General features: G+C 39.6%; 18 protein-coding genes and 2 riboswitches. Of the genes, 10 read left to right on the forward strand and 8 right to left on the reverse strand.

Annotated features, from left to right (window positions below; all coding sequences use genetic code 11):
* Positions 1–31: 31 nt before the first annotated feature.
* Positions 32–802 (reverse strand): TSUP family transporter, encoded by a 771-nt coding sequence (locus ACHZEU_RS01280; RefSeq protein ID WP_279495132.1) that lies wholly within the window; start codon positions 800–802, stop codon positions 32–34.
* Between the two features lie 125 nt (positions 803–927).
* Between ACHZEU_RS01280 and ACHZEU_RS01285 the strand changes: the two genes are divergently transcribed.
* Positions 928–1,710 carry a TrmB family transcriptional regulator gene (locus ACHZEU_RS01285; RefSeq protein ID WP_054550238.1) on the forward strand — a complete coding sequence of 261 codons (783 nt, stop codon included), beginning with the start codon at positions 928–930 and terminating at the stop codon, positions 1,708–1,710.
* Positions 1,711–1,732: 22 nt separating this feature from the next.
* A complete protein-coding gene (locus tag ACHZEU_RS01290; protein ID WP_269898414.1) occupies positions 1,733–2,119 on the forward strand; it encodes a hypothetical protein in 387 nt (128 codons plus the stop codon).
* Between the two features lie 51 nt (positions 2,120–2,170).
* Here ACHZEU_RS01290 and ACHZEU_RS01295 read toward each other — a convergent pair whose 3' ends face one another.
* Entirely contained in the window at positions 2,171–2,542 is a 372-nt protein-coding gene (locus ACHZEU_RS01295) for a nucleotide excision repair endonuclease (protein WP_004227912.1), read from the reverse strand.
* Positions 2,543–2,745: 203 nt separating this feature from the next.
* Positions 2,746–2,857, forward strand: a riboswitch (SAM riboswitch).
* 123 nt (positions 2,858–2,980) lie between these two features.
* Here ACHZEU_RS01295 and metA point away from each other — a divergent pair.
* The gene (gene metA / locus ACHZEU_RS01300; RefSeq protein ID WP_004227915.1) at positions 2,981–3,916 is read left to right on the forward strand and encodes a homoserine O-succinyltransferase; all 936 of its coding nucleotides are present in this window, start codon (positions 2,981–2,983) and stop codon (positions 3,914–3,916) included.
* A 39-nt stretch (positions 3,917–3,955) separates the two neighbouring features.
* On the opposite strand, the gene ACHZEU_RS01305 is transcribed toward metA, so the two are convergent.
* From ACHZEU_RS01305 to plsY, 6 genes are all read right to left on the reverse strand, one after another.
* The gene (locus tag ACHZEU_RS01305) at positions 3,956–5,104 is read right to left on the reverse strand and encodes an endospore germination permease (protein ID WP_279495130.1); all 1,149 of its coding nucleotides are present in this window, start codon (positions 5,102–5,104) and stop codon (positions 3,956–3,958) included.
* A 31-nt stretch (positions 5,105–5,135) separates the two neighbouring features.
* Entirely contained in the window at positions 5,136–5,369 is a 234-nt protein-coding gene (locus ACHZEU_RS01310; RefSeq protein WP_054550235.1) for a hypothetical protein, read from the reverse strand.
* Between the two features lie 4 nt (positions 5,370–5,373).
* Entirely contained in the window at positions 5,374–6,573 is a 1,200-nt protein-coding gene (locus tag ACHZEU_RS01315) for a Ger(x)C family spore germination protein (protein WP_279495129.1), read from the reverse strand.
* A 25-nt stretch (positions 6,574–6,598) separates the two neighbouring features.
* Positions 6,599–8,143, reverse strand: coding sequence for a spore germination protein (locus ACHZEU_RS01320; RefSeq protein ID WP_279495128.1), 1,545 nt, complete (start codon positions 8,141–8,143; stop codon positions 6,599–6,601).
* Between the two features lie 188 nt (positions 8,144–8,331).
* Positions 8,332–8,622 carry a HesB/YadR/YfhF family protein gene (locus ACHZEU_RS01325; RefSeq protein WP_048393071.1) on the reverse strand — a complete coding sequence of 97 codons (291 nt, stop codon included), beginning with the start codon at positions 8,620–8,622 and terminating at the stop codon, positions 8,332–8,334.
* A 19-nt stretch (positions 8,623–8,641) separates the two neighbouring features.
* A complete protein-coding gene (gene plsY / locus ACHZEU_RS01330; RefSeq protein ID WP_048393068.1) occupies positions 8,642–9,244 on the reverse strand; it encodes a glycerol-3-phosphate 1-O-acyltransferase PlsY in 603 nt (200 codons plus the stop codon).
* A 561-nt stretch (positions 9,245–9,805) separates the two neighbouring features.
* Here plsY and parE point away from each other — a divergent pair.
* The 7 genes from parE (at position 9,806) to ACHZEU_RS01365 (ending at position 18,113) form a co-directional block, all read left to right on the forward strand.
* Positions 9,806–11,782 carry a DNA topoisomerase IV subunit B gene (gene parE, locus ACHZEU_RS01335; protein ID WP_048393067.1) on the forward strand — a complete coding sequence of 659 codons (1,977 nt, stop codon included), beginning with the start codon at positions 9,806–9,808 and terminating at the stop codon, positions 11,780–11,782.
* Complete coding sequence (gene parC / locus ACHZEU_RS01340; protein WP_103118203.1) at positions 11,779–14,217, forward strand: DNA topoisomerase IV subunit A; 2,439 nt, start codon at positions 11,779–11,781, stop codon at positions 14,215–14,217. Before parE ends, parC begins: the two co-directional genes overlap by 4 nt.
* A 108-nt stretch (positions 14,218–14,325) precedes the next feature.
* A riboswitch (TPP riboswitch) is annotated at positions 14,326–14,436 on the forward strand.
* A 153-nt stretch (positions 14,437–14,589) separates the two neighbouring features.
* Positions 14,590–15,585, forward strand: coding sequence for an ABC transporter substrate-binding protein (locus tag ACHZEU_RS01345; RefSeq protein ID WP_279495126.1), 996 nt, complete (start codon positions 14,590–14,592; stop codon positions 15,583–15,585).
* A gap of 1 nt (position 15,586) precedes the next feature.
* Entirely contained in the window at positions 15,587–15,877 is a 291-nt protein-coding gene (locus tag ACHZEU_RS01350; RefSeq protein ID WP_112118575.1) for a thiamine-binding protein, read from the forward strand.
* Positions 15,877–16,650, forward strand: a complete 774-nt coding sequence (locus ACHZEU_RS01355) for an ABC transporter permease (protein WP_279495125.1) — start codon at positions 15,877–15,879, stop codon at positions 16,648–16,650. The genes ACHZEU_RS01350 and ACHZEU_RS01355 overlap by 1 nt, the downstream gene beginning before the upstream one ends.
* On the forward strand, positions 16,625–17,374 hold the full coding sequence (locus tag ACHZEU_RS01360) for an ABC transporter ATP-binding protein (protein ID WP_279495124.1): 750 nt from the start codon (positions 16,625–16,627) through the stop codon (positions 17,372–17,374). Before ACHZEU_RS01355 ends, ACHZEU_RS01360 begins: the two co-directional genes overlap by 26 nt.
* Complete coding sequence (locus ACHZEU_RS01365; RefSeq protein ID WP_048393060.1) at positions 17,364–18,113, forward strand: TatD family hydrolase; 750 nt, start codon at positions 17,364–17,366, stop codon at positions 18,111–18,113. Before ACHZEU_RS01360 ends, ACHZEU_RS01365 begins: the two co-directional genes overlap by 11 nt.
* Positions 18,114–18,122: the final 9 nt, after the last annotated feature.

The raw sequence follows: 18,122 nt of genomic DNA on the forward strand, positions 1-18,122 counted from the left end.
GCCACAGATTTCAAATTCTGTGGCGTTTATTTTAATGCATCATAAAATCATAGGCATTTTTCGCAAGTAATGTCATTGTAACGACAATAAATAGTGTGCGGACAAAGCCACTTCCTTTCTTGATTGCCATCCGTGAGCCAAGCATAGCCCCACCAATTTGCGCAATGCCCATGACTAGACCATAAACATAATGAATTTGACCTAAGTAGGCAAACATACAAACACCAGCCACATTACTCGCCAAATTTAAAAACTTTGCATTACCAGCCGCCTTTAAAAAATCAAAGCCTACCAGTAAGAAGCTAAAGATTAAAAACGACCCTGTGCCAGGACCAAGAAATCCATCATAAAAACCAATAGCAAATAATAGCAGCATAAATAAAAACAAATGTTTTTTAGATAGATTTTTTACGGTAGAGACGGCACCCCAATCCTTTTTAAAGATCGTATATACCCCAACAACCGCCAGCATAACAAGCATTAATGGCTTTAGTAATGCTGGATTAATCAGATGCACAGTCCAAGCACCACATAATGATCCGATAAATGCTAGTGGAAAATATTTGAGGACAGAGCGAATGTCCAGCTGGCCAGAACGATAGAAAGAAATAGAGGAAGTGAGTGAGCCCATAGCTCCTGCTAGTTTGTTCGTGGCAACAGCAGCGGCTGGATTAGGCCCAACAAATAGTAAGGCTGGTAGTGAAATTAAACCGCCCCCTCCCACTACTGAGTCAACAAAAGCCGCCAGAAATCCAAAAGAAATTAATAGTATTAGAATATGTACATCGATTTCAAACAACATATGACACCTCTTTAAATTTAGTTACTACTGAAATAGTAACTAAATTTATTTGCGCTGTAAACCCCATTTTTTCATTGGCAAATCTTCACATTGGTAGCCTATAATAAAGATAATGGAGGGATTACATGGAGGAATTAATCACCCAGCTGAAAGAAATGGGTTTTACAGAATATGAAGCAAAGGCCTATACGGCACTTGTTCAGCAAAGTCATGTCAGTGCTTATCAGGTTAGTAAAAATTCTGGCATACCACGTGCAAGAGTGTATGATATTTTAAATATCCTTGTAGAAAAGGGCATCGTGTTAAAAGAAGAGACCGCAGAACAAACGACCTATTCGGCAATGCCTGTGTCTGTGTTCTTACAGCAAATGCAACAGCGCTGGGAGTCGAATTTTACGTCTATAAGCGGGAAATTAGAGAAATTAGAGGAAAAAGTACAGGAAGCTGAGCCTAAAGTGGTCATGCTGAAGGGCAAGGAATCCATTATCAACTATTGTCAGTCACTTCTAAAGAAGGCGAAGAAAAAAGTGATGCTGTCGATGTGGGAAGATATGTATGATGCCTTACGTGAAGATTTGCAAGAGGTGGCGCTGCATGTTCCTGTTCATGGCATTACGTTGTATGTAGGAGAGCATCTCGCCTCAATTGACCAGCATAGAGCCACACATTATACAAAAAAAGCATCTACACCGCATTGGTTTATCTTATCGATAGATGGTCAGGAAATGATTTATGGTCATTCTCCATCTACCCAAGAGACGGCCTTTATCACCAATGATCCGGTTCATATTTATTTGTTAGAGGATTATATATGGCATGATGTGCTCATCAATCGGTTAGTAAAACGTGATGATCAGGAGTTAGAAGACTGGATTGCTAAGGAGCGTAAAGCTTTTTTCTTAGAATAGTCGTATAAGGAAGGGGAGTTACTTGAAAAAATTCGTGTTGCTAGGTTTAATGAGCCTACTAATGCTAGGAGCCTGTAATGCTACACCACCTACCGATCCACCAACGATTCATGAGCTAACGGTTGTCCCAGATAATGTCCAAAAAAATATCGTTTCTAATGACAGAATACAACTATTGCATGAAAAGGATGCTCCATATTACCTTGTTTATTATTCAAAAGGGAATGTATTGGCAAGTATTACAGCTGAGGGAAATAGGCTTATTATCCAGTTAGAAGAAGGCAGCGAGCAAAGGAAAGAGGCACAACCCTATGTTTTTAAAATCACCGTCAAGAATCCTGAGCTTGATACCATTGATTTGCGAATAAACGGTCAGAGTACGCCAATTGATCGTATGACCATTATGTGATAAAAGAAACCGAAATCCCTTTGATGAGATTTCGGTTTCTTTACGTGATGCCTAATAAAAGACTTTGTCTACGTTATATTTAGAGCGGAAAGTATTAATCGCATATGTTTCGTAAATTTCACGTTCCATTGGATCTTCTACTTCATAGACTTCAATTTTGAACACTTCATCACGATGGTTTTTCATCGGAGATACATTATCCTCGAAATGTTTTTTAATACGTTGACGAATTTTACGTGCTTTCCCAACAAACAATAGCTCATTCTTGTCATTATAGAATAAGAAAATGCCGCCTTTATCTCGTGTGATTTTATGGAAGTCAATAAAACCAAAGTAAGGTGTGATCGGCACATCACCTGGTTTTAAGTCTTGTTCACGTTGACGGATTACTAGATCTGGTTTTGGAAATTCAATTTTAATCAAACTATTCACGTTCCTCTCTCTTACTAAAAGTATATGGTAACATAATTACGGCATGTTTACCATAAATTTTAAATGCAGAAACACCACATATAGCAAGCTTAGTGTACATCAAATGACCAAGGAACATGCACATGAATCACAAAATATTCTATGAATTATTGATATTCTAACTAGTTCGTGTTACAATTCAAGATAATTAAATAATCTTATCAAGAGAAGCTGAGGGATTTGGCCCGATGACGCTTCAGCAACCTCTAACAATTGTTAGAAAGGTGCTAATTCCAGCAAAGGATTTTTTCCTTTGAGAGATAAGAGTGGACGTGAAAAAAATCCTTCTCATTCTATCTCGTATGGAATGAGGAGGATTTTTTAATTTCGTTGCATTCTACGCAAGCAAGGTTTGCTAAAAGAGAGTGATTATAGAGAGGGGAAAGCAAGATGCCAATTAATATTCCGAAAAATTTACCAGCTGGAGAACATTTACGTGAGGAAAAAATCTTCGTCATGGAAGAAGATCGTGCGAAAACACAGCAAATCCGTCCATTAAATATATTAATATTAAATTTAATGCCTGAAAAAGAAAAAACAGAGCTCCAATTATTACGTTTATTGGGGAATACACCATTACAAGTCAATATTACCTTTTTGAATACAGCCACACACGAGTCTAAAAATGTGAGTAAATCCCATTTGCAGCTTTTCTACACAACGTTCAATCAGATTCGACACCGACGCTATGATGGTATGATTATAACTGGTGCGCCAGTAGAAAAAATGGCTTTTGAAGAGGTCAACTATTGGCAGGAAATTTCAGAAATTATGGATTGGTCTAAAAAGAATGTGACATCCGTGCTACATATATGTTGGGGGGCACAGGCTGCATTGTATCATCATTATGGCATTGGGAAGGTTGAGCTTTCTGCTAAATGCTCAGGCGTCTATTCCCATGTGATTACAGATTTAACTGTAGATTTGGTACGTGGCTTTAGTGATTTATTTACTGCGCCCCATTCACGCTATACATCTGTTTCGATTGACGAGGTTCGCAATCATCCAGATCTACGATTATTATCCTATTCAGAGGATGCTGGGGTATTTATTGTACAATCAAAAGATAATAAAAATATTATGATTACGGGGCATCTAGAGTATGATGCGACAACGCTAGCCGATGAATACAGTCGCGATGTGGCGAAGGGCATAGATATCGCCGTTCCTGTAAACTACTTCCCGAATGACGATCCGACACAAGTGCCGATGAATACATGGCGTGCCCATACGCATCTATTATTCTCTAACTGGTTGAACTACTATGTTTACCAAGAAACACCATATGAATGGGATTTTGTAGATGAAATCGAATATCATATTTAATTAATAAAAAGTCTAATTTCTTTTCTAGCTTAGAAGAAATTAGACTTTTTGATTGTCATTTTCTGTTTCCTGCTGAGGTGTTTCGTTATTTTGAGCCTTGGATTTACGATTGCGAATAACTACCACAATCAACAAAAGTATAGGTAATAAAATGGTGAAAATAAAGGAAAAGATTGGCCAAATTTCATTATTATAATTAGTAGAATGCACAATATCTGGATGAACAATTTGAGAAAGTCCAATAACAATTATCCCCATCGGTATAATGAGTGGGCGATGATCCTTGATCTTTAAAATTTGTGCGAGGCCAACAACGGTCGTATAGAAATACATAAATGTACGAATATATATAGACGTAATCCACATAAATGCCATAATGATTTCAATGCGCTGTAAAAAATTCCCTATAGATATTCTTTGCGCTAAGGCATAGCTAGGAAATGTCCTTGATGCAGTGTTTTCAGGACCTAATACAAGAATTGATAGGACAATCAACGTAACTAAGACGATTCCGCCAAGGATTGCCCCAATATATAGCCCTTTCTGTGCAGACGGCTGTACATTGACGCCAGTAGGATAGAGCATCAATAATACAAGTAATGGAAAGGAAAAGATACTCATAAAGCGTGCAATACTATAAAACATAGATGCTTTGGTCGCTTCTAGTAGAGGCTGAATATTCTCAAATGTAATTTGAGGGGTAATACTAATGACGAAAAAAATAAAAATAAAGATAAACAATGGGAAGAGGATTTCTGCCGAACGGGCAAAGGTCTCAATCCCTAAATAAGCGGCATACATAATAAGGATACTGAACAGTAGGGCAAATGCTAATGTCGGTGTCTCTGGCATAACTTCCGTTTTCATGAAAATACCGATAAAATAAAGTAATTCTCCAGCCGAAAGAAAGGTCATAATCAGGAAACAAATCGCTGTGATTTTCCCGAAAAAACGCCCAAGAATTTTTTCATTGGCCTCGATAAAGTTTAGGGACGGTGTTTGATTGGCCAGTGTTAAAAATAATTTTAGAACCAGTAAACTGAGCAGAACACCAATGCTTGCCGCTATCCAAGCATCTTGCTTAGCGGCACCAGTAATACTCGAAGGGATAATTAAAATCGCTGTACCGATAGAATAGAGAAAGGTAACGATTGTAAACTGTCTTGAACTAATTATCTCTTTTTCCATCAAGCTACCCTCCGTTTCTCAGTCCATCTTTCTATTTTGTGAATGACACAATGTAATCCCTAATCGGTGTGAAGATAAAGGTAATCAAATCTAATGGGCTAGGAATATGGATTTTAAGGGCAATCCCCATATTTAAAGCCGTTCCAATAAATAGCAAAAAGGAGAATACAATAATGGCTTTTCTATCCTGTTGCTTTTTTAGCTTTGGAATAAAAACAAGAGCAACAATGATTGCAATAATCAAGATAGCTACTGCTAGTACCATCTCATTACTCCTCCTTTGGCTTGTTTAATAATGAATTTTGCATCGTACCTGAACCTTGGGTTGTTACCTTTACATGAACAGCCACTGCTAAATCTGGAAAAATGGAAGTCCAGTCATCCTTAATTTTTTTCCACTGCTTTGGATCTGCCCGATGTAGGGCATCCCCAAATCCAAAAACATCGACTTCATATTGCTGTTGAATTTTCTCTACTGTTTTTTCAATGTGGTCATCAATACCCTGGGCTGTTTTTTTATTAACGTAATCAATCGATTTATTTTTGGTAAGATCGATATCACATTCGACCTCTCCAACATTCTGCTCTACATTAATATGGACATCGATTTTCGGTTTCCCGTTTTTAAATGACCCTTTCACCTTTGTAGTGGATTGGGTGATTTCAGTAGACAAGGTCCCTTTATTAGGACAGGCGATGATTTCTATCGTACTTTGAATTTTGTCATTAAGAAAACTAATACTTTTGCTTTCGCTTTCAGTCAGTAGCCCTATATATTTATCCCCTTTAAATACTGCTAAACCTGTATAACGTAATAGCACAGGTGTTTTAACACGTTGCACATTTGTTTGATCTACCCCTAATTTCTTATCGCCATGAACTTCAATAGCAGAAATTAACGCCCCTTTATGCTTATTGGTTAACGTATTGACTAATTCATCAATATTAACAGCTATTGTGGAGCCCCAAGCCTTTTCAGAGACATCAAGGGAATTCAAGATTTTATTAGCAGGAACTTTTTCGATGGGTGTTAGTACATTTAATACTTCCTTCGCTGTTGCTTCGTGAGACATAATGACGTCGAAATCCTTACGAAATTCATGGTCCCTTACAATTAAATCAAGTGCATCACTAATGCCTTCTTTCGCGAGATCTTCCCCTAATACAACCACTTGAAGGTGGGCAAAATAAGGTTTTCGAGCTGCAATAGTCGTCATTTTCCGAATGGCTTCAAAGATGGTCTCGCCTCTCGAATGATAGCTAACGACAGGAGAGCGTTGAGTGGAAGCTTGGCGCACTGAGACTTCACTAGGATCAACAATTTGAACTGTAATTTCATATTCCTCATCTATTTTGTCAATGCCAAATGCTACGACTATGGCCAATTCATTTAATTCACGCTTACTCCAGCAGCCACTTAACAGTATTGTGAGGATACATAGTAAGCAAATCCAGTTTATTTTTGCCATATTCCATTCCTCATTTATCCAGTTGTTATTTCCTGCTTTTTACATTGATATATTTATGTCCTCTAACAATATTTTTTTGATTGACCAAACGAGGTCGTGTAAGTAACTTTCTACGCGGGAACAGCAGAAACGCATCCTTCTGATCCTGTAATACCAACGGTGCGAATGGGCTTAAATAAGGTACACCAAATGAACGAATGCTACATAGATGAAGAATAATTAGCATAATGCCAAACATTACACCGAATAAACCAAACATAGCAGCTAAAATCATTAATGGGAAACGTAGTACACGAATCGTATTCGATAAGCCATAGGCAGGGAATAGAAAGCTACAAATCGCTGTTAAGGCTACAATAATTACCATTACAGCGGAAACGACGCCTGCATCAACTGCTGCCTGACCAATAACTAAAGTACCTACGATGGATACCGCAGGACCGATTGTTCGAGGCATACGAAGTCCAGCTTCCCTTAAGACCTCAAAGGCAACCTCCATAATAAGCGCTTCTACTACTGCAGGAAAGGGTACGCCTTCCCTTTGTGAAGCAATGCTAATTAACATGGGGGTCGGTAGCATTTCCTGATGAAAGGTAGTAATCGCCACATACAAGGATGGTGCTACTAATGCTAGACTGATACCAAAGAAACGCAAGATACGTACAAGTGAGCTAATCATCCAATGCTGATAATAATCTTCTGCTGATTGTAAAAAGGATGTAAATAGCGCTGGAACGACTAAGACAAAAGGTGTGCCATCAACTAGAATCGCCACTTTGCCATCTAATAATTCACCTGCGATGACATCAGGTCGTTCAGAGTTGTAGACGGTTGGAAACATAGAGTTTTTTGAGTCTTGAATAAAATCCTCAATATAGCCACTTTCCAGAATGCCATCAATATTAATACGATCTAATCGAGCCAATACCTCTGCGACGATTTTGTCACTGGAGATGCCATTTATATACATCACTACTACATCTGTTTGTGTCACATCTCCGATAACGCGTGATTTTATCCAGAGATTCGGACTTTTTATTTTGCGACGAATGAGCGCTGTATTCGTTCGCAAGGTTTCCGTAAAGGATTCCCTCGGTCCGCGAATTACGGATTCCGTCGATGGCTCTGTGACAGCTCGATCCTTGGCACTTCTAGTACTTGTCACAATCCCTTCGGCAAAGCCATCTAATAAAATAACCGTTTCACCATTGAGAATGGCATTGTAGAGTGTTGTGAAATGCTCAATATTCGTCACATCGCCTACCGTTAAATAGGAATTCCGAACATATTGATTAATGGTTGTTATTTCAATATCTTGTTCTTCTTCAATATTTGCCATCAGTTTATCGATAACAGAATCAGAAATAGTCGTTTTATCCGATAAGCCATCAATGGAAATAATGGCGAGGCTATGGGGATCAGTTTCTCCAATCGCAATTTCACGTATGATAATATCATTACTATGCCCTAGTGATTGTTGAATGATTTTTATATTTTTAGATAGGGAAGTATACAATAAATCGTTCGTTGTATGGGATGGGGAGGTCTCGTTATTGTTAGACATGGACATGTGTTTTCCTCCTCAAATGGTCGTTCATTACCTTTAGAATGGACAATTTTTTTGAGAGATAAACGAAAGAGATATGAAAAATCTAGCTATTTGTGGCAATATCACATTCCTTGCAACTTTCGTGTGTCTTGTTTTGTAATAAATAAAAAAACAGTCTGTCCTTTCATGTATGGAAAGGACAGACTGCTTTATGTACGATAGTCGTATTGTAATTCATCATTACTTGTATCAACATCAACATGTAAATTGTGATCGTTAAAGAACCAAAGATCTTTCTCATCAATGTAATAGATAACACCATCAATTTCTGTTTGCACACCTATGGCAATAGGTTCCTCACGTGTCATGCCTAGTGAAAAGCCTTCGTGAAACGGACTTGAGCCACCATAACGTGCATAAAAACGAATTGTATCACCAGGTTCAACTTCCATTTCATGTTTGAACCATTGTAGGGCTTCATCTGTCAATGCAATATTCATTTCAAATGCTCCTCTCTTCCTACAGCCATTTTACCTTTGGTTCGGTGCCGTTTTTAATACGAGCAATATTGGCACGGTGACGATAAATAATAAAGGTAAATAAAAAGGCTACCAAGATGCCTAATGCAAAGTCACCTGTAATAAAATAATAAACGATTGCATAGATAAGCGCTACTAAAGCGGCTATCATTGATGTTAAGCTGACGATTTTTGTGATTTTTAATGTCACAATAAAGGTAATAAATAGTAGGACAAAGAGTGGCCAAGAATAGCCTAATAATACACCAGCTGACGTTGCCACAGCTTTCCCACCACGGAAGTTGGCAAAGATCGGGAACATATGACCGATAACAGCGACAAGACCCAGTAATAAAGAGTGGAGTGTAGTATCAGAGAAAACAGGAAGTGTCACGAGTAAGACAGCGGCAGTTCCTTTTAAGACATCCATCACCGTAACAATAATACCAGCCTTTTTCCCTAATGTTCTAAAAGTATTGGTCGCACCAAGATTACCGCTCCCGTGTTCACGAATATCGGTATTATAAAAAATTTTGCCTATCCATAATCCAGAAGGTATAGAGCCGATTAGATAAGCACATAAAATAATAAGTCCATTGATCATAGTTGGACTCCTTTCATTCATAGTCCATCACTTGGTACTAATAGTTTGTAACAAGTATTTTACACTTTTTCTTGCTAATCTACAATGTTATGAAGGAGATTTCATCCGAAGTCTTGAATCAATACAAAAGAGAATCTATTAGTGAGGACTAGGCTTTTAGACATAAATTTGTAGGAAGCACTAAAACCTTTATAAAAATATAGGCAAAATGGCAATTTTGTCAATCGCTCATTCCTTTGGTAGAATAGAAGTCTAACTTTATCCTGTTTAATCGCAAGGCACGAGTTAGTGTGCTTTTATTTGCAAGCATCACAACTTTATTTTGCAACTAAGTAGGCTTCAATGCGTCAAATGATGATGGAAGCTAGAAGCAGTCTGTCTTGCTCAAATACCAATTTTAAGCAACTGTTGAAGATGTTTACTATTAATAAAAAAGATCAAAACTGTGAGCAAATTTTAAAATTTTATTGGACCTGTCGCTAGCTATTGACAGGAAATGCTATTATTATTAGGATGAGAACATAAATAGAACATGTGTTTGTTTTTTGGAGGGGAATTTTTTTGACGAATAAACAGTCACCTAGCGTCTATAATGATGACGCTATACAAGTATTAGAAGGATTAGAAGCGGTACGCAAACGACCTGGCATGTATATCGGTTCTACGGATGGCCGTGGACTTCATCACCTTGTGTATGAAATCGTAGATAATGCGGTGGATGAAGCACTGGCTGGCTTTGGATCTCATATTATTGTCACAATTCATAAAGATCAAAGTATGAGTGTGCGCGACTTTGGCCGTGGGATGCCAACCGGTATGCATAAAATGGGCAAACCGACACCAGAAATTATTTTTACAGTGCTACACGCTGGTGGTAAATTTGGTCAAGGTGGCTATAAAACAAGTGGAGGTTTACATGGTGTTGGTTCTTCCGTTGTGAATGCGCTCTCAACATTTTTAGAGGTGACAATCCATCGCGATGGTAAAAAGTATCGTCAACGCTTTGAGCATGGTGGACAGCCTGTCACAACACTTGAAAATATTGGGCAGACCAAGCAGACAGGAACGCTTGTTCATTTCCTACCAGATGAAACGATCTTCTCTGTCACAAAATTCAATTATGATACGTTAGCGGAACGATTACGTGAATCAGCCTTTTTATTAAAGGGCTTAAAAATTGAATTAATTGATGAGCGCGAGGAAGGCAAGAGCGATGTGTTCTTTTATGAGAATGGCATCGAGGCTTTCGTTGCGTATTTGAATGAGGAAAAAGATGTCCTTCATCCAGTAAAATATGTAGAAGGCGTACAGGATGAAATCGAAGTAGAGTTCGCTTTCCAGTATAACGATGGTTATTCGGAAACGATTTTATCATTCGTTAATAATGTCCGTACACGAGATGGTGGTACACATGAAACGGGTGCAAAGGCAGCATTGACGCGTGTCTTTAATGAATATGCAAGAAAAATTGGCTTGTTAAAGGACAAGGATAAAAACCTTGAGGGGACAGATATTCGTGAAGGCTTAGCAGCCATTGTATCTGTTCGTATTCCAGAGCACTTACTGCAATTTGAAGGACAAACAAAGGGTAAGCTTGGGACAAGTGAGGCTCGTTCTGCAGTAGATAGTGTAGTGTCTGAGCAAATTTTGTATGTGCTAGAGGAAAATGCAGAATTATCAGCTTCTCTTGTTCGTAAAGCGATTCGAGCGCAGCAAGTGCGTGAAGCGGCTCGTAAAGCGCGTGAGGATGCACGAAATGGCAAGAAAAATAAAAAGGGTAGTACGATTTTATCTGGAAAATTAACGCCAGCTCAGTCACGTAATGCGGCAAAAAATGAGCTGTATTTAGTCGAGGGTGATTCTGCGGGTGGCTCTGCTAAACAAGGACGTGACCGTACATTCCAAGCGATTCTGCCATTGCGCGGGAAGGTAATCAACACAGAAAAAGCCAAGCTACAGGATATTATGAAAAACGAAGAAATTTCAACGATTATCCATGCGATTGGGGCAGGTGTTGGTACGGATTTTGCGGTGGAGGATTCTGCCTACAATAAAGTAGTCATCATGACCGATGCGGATACAGATGGGGCACATATTCAAGTCTTGCTATTAACATTCTTCTATCGTTATATGCGTCCGCTCATTGAGTCTGGGAAAGTCTATATCGCACTACCGCCGCTTTATAAAGTATCAAGAGGTACAGGGAAAAAAGAAGTCATTGAATATGCTTGGACAGAAAGTGATTTACAAAAGGCCATCAAGAAGGTTGGAAAGGGTTACATATTACAGCGCTATAAAGGTCTTGGTGAGATGAATGCAGACCAACTGTGGGACACAACGATGAACCCTGAAACACGGACATTGATTCGTGTCACAATCGAGGATGGTGCACGAGCGGAGAGACGTGTCACGACGTTAATGGGTGATAAGGTGGAACCACGTCGTAAATGGATCGAAGCCAATGTAGACTTCGGTATGGAGGATGATTCTAACATTTTAGAGAATGAATTCATCCAACAAGAGGAGGACCAAGCATGAGTAGTACAGAAAAGTTTCAAGATTTACCGTTAGAAGAAGTAATGGGTGACCGTTTTGGTCGCTATAGTAAATATATTATTCAAGACCGCGCGTTGCCTGATGCACGTGACGGTCTTAAACCAGTACAGCGCCGTATTTTATATGCGATGTTTACGGAAGGCAACACACATGATAAGCCGTTCCGTAAATCCGCAAAAACAGTGGGTAACGTAATTGGTAACTATCATCCGCACGGCGATAGCTCTGTGTATGAAGCGATGGTACGGATGAGTCAGGACTGGAAGGCACGTCATATGCTTATTGAGATGCACGGGAACAATGGCTCGGTAGATGGCGATCCTCCAGCTGCAATGCGTTATACAGAGGCGAGACTATCAGCTATTGCCGCTGAAATGCTACGAGATATTGGCAAGAAAACGGTTGAATTTGTGCCAAACTTTGATGATCAGGATATGGAGCCAACTGTATTACCAGCACGTTTTCCTAACCTTTTAGTCAATGGCTCTACAGGAATTTCCGCTGGTTATGCGACAGATATTCCGCCACATGCCTTAGATGAAGTACTGGATGCTGTGTTGATGCGCTTAGACAAGCCTAATGTTACTGTAGATGAATTGATGACGGTGATTAAAGGACCTGATTTCCCAACGGGTGGAATCATTCAAGGTGTTGATGGCATTAAAAAGGCGTATGAAACAGGTCGTGGTAAAATCATCGTCCGTGCACAAGCAGTTGTTGAACCAATCAAGGGTGGTAAAGAGCAAATTGTTATCACTGAGTTACCATATGATGTAAATAAAGCGAATCTTGTGAAAAAAATTGATGAGCAACGTGTAGATAAACGATTAGAAGGCATTGCGGAAATTCGTGATGAATCAGACCGTACTGGCTTACGTGTCGTAATTGAGCTGAAAAAGGATGTACCAGGACAAGGAATTTTACAGTACTTGTTTAAAACAACTGATTTACAGGTAGCTTATAATTTTAATATGATTGCCATTCATAATCGTCGTCCAACGATGATGACATTGCCATTATTGCTAGATGCGTATATTGCCCATCAAAAAGAAGTGGTAACAAACCGTTCCATTTATGATTTACAAAAGGCAAAGGATCGTTCTCATATTGTAGATGGATTAATCAAAGCTCTTTCCATTTTAGATGAAGTCATTGCGACGATCCGTTCTTCTAATGATAAGAAGGATGCGAAGCTTAATTTACAAGCAAAGTTTGATTTTACAGAGGTACAAGCAGAGGCCATTGTAAGCCTGCAATTATATCGTTTAACGAATACGGATATTACAGAGCTACGTCAGGAACAGGACGAGTTAAATAAGCTAATTGCGAAGCTAGAGGGGATTCTGCAAAGTGAGGCAAAGCTAGTGCGTGTTATTAAACAAGAGTTGCTAGATATTAAGAAACGCTTTACAGAGCCTCGCCGCTCGAAGATTGAGCAAGAAATTGAAGAAATTAAAATTACATTGGATGTCCTTGTGCCAAGTGAAGAGGTTGTCGTAACAGTAACGAAGGATGGTTATATTAAACGTACATCCACACGTTCTCATGCCGCTTCAAACGGGCAAGATTTTGCCATGAAGGATTCAGATTATTTATTGTATGAAGCAAACTTGAATACACAGCACCATCTACTGCTTTTCACAAATCGAGGCAATTATATTTATCAGCCTGTTCATGAGCTGCCTGATATACGCTGGAAGGATCTCGGCCAGCATATTTCAAGTATTGTACCAACAGGGGAAGATGAATCGATTATTGCGGTTTATGGTTTCGAAACATTTGACCAGCCAAATACGTATGTCTTCACAGCCACAAAAGATGGCCAAATTAAGCGCTCACCACTCGCAGACTATGCGGTAACGCGTTATTCAAAGCCAATTAAAACGATGAATGTCAAGGCTGGTGATGCGATGATCTATGCATCATTTGTAACAGATGACGTGGAGCTGATGCTCACAACGGATACAGCCTATGCGATTCGTTTCCCTATGGAGGAGTTACCAGTTACAGGTGTGAAAACAGGCGGTGTGAAAGGGATCACACTAAAAGATGGAGAAGCCTTAGTTGGAGTCAATGTATTACAGCCTGATGTTACCCACTATGTAGTGATTGTGACACAGCGTGGGGCCGTGAAGAAAATGAATGTCGCTGAAGTTGAAGTAGCAAGTCGTGCAAAACGTGGACTAAAAGTATTAACAGAGTTAAAAGCAAACCCTCACCGAATTGTGGCAGTTGTTCAAGCAACAGACGAGGAGCAGGTTGTGATTGAAACTGAAAAAGGTGTTCAAGAGATGATTGACGTACAAGCATTGTCTCGTGCGGATCGCCATTCCAATGGTTCATTTAAAGTGGATATTGCAACAGATGGAGCAATTTCTCATGTTGTAACAGCCAAAAAAGAACAGAAACCAAGCTAAAAGCATGCCCAGCCTCTTAGGAGCGCTGGGCTTTAAGCTCTATTCAAAAATAGCACCTTGTCATTTAAGTGAAACTATGGGTATAATAATCATCGAAAAGTTCATAGCGAAAGAATGTAGGGGGGCTAGTAATTGCTAGCTGAGATTGTGTCCGGTAGACGCTGACCCTTTGAACCTGATTTGGCTCGTACCAGCGTAGGGAACATCTATTCAAAAAGCAAAGTTTTGAAGATTGATTGCAATACGTCTGGGAGGAATCCTAGGCGTTTTTTTATGTTTTCAAGCAACAGCTTGCCAACATTGTATACGCTTTCTTCTGGTGACAACATTCATTCATGAACACTTTCATATTACAAACTGGGAGGCTTTCGCATGAAAAAATGGTTTTTTATTTTATTGGCAGCACTATTGACATTAGTAGGCTGTAGTGACAAGGATGACAAGCAGACTGCAGACAAGCTGAAAAAGGTGTCTGTGGTACTGGATTGGACGCCGAATACAAATCATACAGGACTATATGTTGCCAAAAAACTCGGTTATTTTGAGGAACAGGGTTTAGATGTTGATATTATTATGCCTGGTGAGGCGGGCGCAGATCAGCTTGTTGCTTCTGGAAAGGCGGATTTTGGCGTGAGCTATCAGGAAGGCATAACACAGGCACGAGTACAGGATGTGCCGCTGGTCTCCATCGCAGCAATTATACAGCATAATACATCTGGCTTTGCTTCTATTGCTTCGAAGGGCATTACATCGCCAAAGGATTTTGAAGGTAAAACCTATGGTGGTTGGGGCGCGCCATTAGAGCAAGCCGTTTTACAATCACTCATGCAAAAAGAAAAGGCAGATATTAATAAGCTAGATATCGTCAATGCAGGGGATTTAGATTTCTTCACAATGATGGAAAAAGATATAGATTTTGCTTGGATTTATTATGCATGGACTGGGATTGAGGCTGAGCTGCGTGGGGAAAAGATTAATATGCTATATCTTACAGATTATAGTGATCAATTGGATTATTATACGCCAGTTTTAGCTACAAATGAAAAAATGATACAGGACAACCCGGATGTAGTCAAAGCCTTTGTGGCAGCTGCATCGAAGGGCTATGAATACGCAATTGAAAACCCAAGTGAAGCGGCTGATATTTTAATCGAAGCGGCACCTGATTTAGATCAAGCATTAGTGCATAAAAGTCAGGAATGGCTGGCTGATAAATATCAGGATGATGCCAAGCAATGGGGAGAGCAAAAGCTTTCTGTGTGGGAAAATTACGCGAAATGGATGTCTAGCAATCAAGTACTAGAGGGCGAATTTGATGCGAAAAAAGCCTTTACTAATGATTTCTTACCTAAAAAGGAGGCCAAATAAGATGGCAAATTCATTAATCAGTGTACAAATCATTCCGAAGACAGAGAAATATGAAGATGTTATACCATATGTCGATGCAGCAATTGCGGTGATCGATGCTTCTGGGGTGAAATATGAGGTACATCCATTGGAAACAACGATGGAGGGTGAGCTTTCAACATTGCTCCAAATCATTGAAAAAATGAATGAGAAGATGATTGAACTTGGTGCCATTAATGTCATTACACAAGTGAAAATTTTATATCAGCCAACGGGTATTACGATGGAGACATTAACGGGGAAATATCAGTAATGAAACGTGCATTACAGAAGGGAAGGACGATAATTTTTATCGCCTTCCTCTTGTTCATATGGGAACTAATCGTGCAGTTTGCTGAAGTTCCTCATTGGTTAGTACCCGCACCAAGTAGTATTTTGTCGGTAGCCATCCAGTCGTATCAAACCTTTCTACCACATGCATTCGCTACAGTACAATTAGCTCTACTAGGTTTGGCCATTGGCATCGCTTGTGGGCTAACGGTGGCAATAGTGTTGCATCGATTTACATTTATTCGAGAACTGTTTTATCCAATTCTTATTATGTCGCAGAATGTTCCTATTCTTGTCTTGGCACCGCTCCTTATTATTTGGTTTGGCTTTGGCTTATTACCGAAGCTTATCATTATTTGTCTTGTGTGCTTTTTCCCGATAGTCATTGCAGCGATGGATGGATTTAGACAAACAGCTCCAGAATTAAAGCATTATTTTGCCATGATTGGTGCTACAAGGGCACAAACCTTTTGGAAGCTGGAATGGCCTTATGCCTATCCTGCTATTTTTTCAGGCATTAAAATTGCGGCTACATATAGTGTGATGGGTGCTGTGATTGCGGAATGGCTTGGTGCAAAAAAGGGTATTGGTGTTTACATGACCCTAGCCCAATCCTCCTTCCGTACGGATCGCGTATTTGTGGCAATTTTTGCGATTGTTCTCTTGAGCTTACTATTGTTTAGTGGTATTCGTTTAATTGAAAAATTCATGGTGAAGGGAAGAGGCTATCATGCTCAGCATTCAAAACATCGCTAAATCCTTCGATGCGCTCAAAGTCCTTGATCAACTTTCTTTTGACGTCAAGGATGGAGAGTTTGTGGCCATCGTGGGTCCTTCAGGCAGTGGTAAAAGTACACTTTTTCAATTAATTGGTGGTGTTTCGCCAATTGATCAAGGAGCCATTTTATTGAATGGAGAGGATATCCAACAAAAAAAAGGAACGATTGGCTATATGCCACAGCAGCCATGTCTATTACCCTGGCGTACAATAGTAGAAAATGTCACGCTTGTAGAGGAATTACAACATAAATCAAATGTTGAACGTGCCAAGGAATGGTTAGAAAAGGTTGGTCTTGCCTCTTTTATCCATGCCTACCCGAACGAACTGTCTGGAGGCATGCAGCAGCGTGTGTCCTTTATTCGAGCAATGGTCAGTGATAAGCCGATTTTATGCTTAGACGAACCATTTTCTGCGATGGATGAATTTACTCGACTGGAAATGCAAGCATGGCTTTTATCTATCTGGGAGGAGTACCGCAAATCCATTCTATTTGTTACACATAGTATTGAGGAAGCTCTCTTTTTAGCAGATCGCATACTTGTTTTAACCAAACGTCCAGCTACCGTTAAAAAGGAAATCATCGTGCCGTTTGAAAGACCTCGGAAAGAGGAAATTCGACATTCTGCAGCATTCACAGCGTTAAAGCAACAATTATTTATGTATTTACAGGAGGAAAAGGGTGATATGTATGTTGATTGATGCGCATATTCATTTGGATCAGTACACCGATGAGGAAATTCCTTCCTTATTAGAAGAAGTGAAAGCTGTAATCGCGGTTAGTATGCAACTTTCCTCTTGTGAAAGAACTTTGCGTTTATCGAATAGCTATCAGCAAGTAAAGGCTGCTTTTGGCTTTCATCCTGAACAGCCTTTACTAAGTCCAAATGATGAGACAGCTTTATTTGATTGGATTCATTCGCATCAGGATGATATGGTTGCTATTGGTGAGGTGGGTCTACCTTATTATTTAAAACAAGAGCAAGCGATTGATGAACGTCCCTATGTGGCGCTATTAGAGCGTTTTGTTGTATTGGCGAAGGAGCTGGACAAGCCAATTGTGTTACACGCAGTATATGAGGACGCCCATATTGTGTGTGATTTGCTGGAAAAACATCAGCTTCACGAAGCCCATTTTCATTGGTTTAAAGGGGATGAAGCTATTGTGAAGCGCATGATAGAGCGTGGTTATTTTATTTCCATTACGCCAGATTGCTTGTACGAAGAGGAAATTCAACAGCTAATTCATGCTTATCCCATTGAACTAATGATGGTAGAAACGGATGGTCCTTGGCCGTTTGAGGGACCGTTTACGAAGAAGCGTACATCTCCCTGGATGATGCACTCAACGATTGAGGTGATTGCCTCCATCAAAGGGCTATCAACACAGGAAGTGGCCAAAATTATTACGCAAAACACGAAAACATTTTATCGGCTTTAATAAGAAAAA

This window comes from Lysinibacillus sp. S1 (assembly GCF_044986265.1).
GTDB lineage: Bacteria > Bacillota > Bacilli > Bacillales_A > Planococcaceae > Lysinibacillus > Lysinibacillus capsici.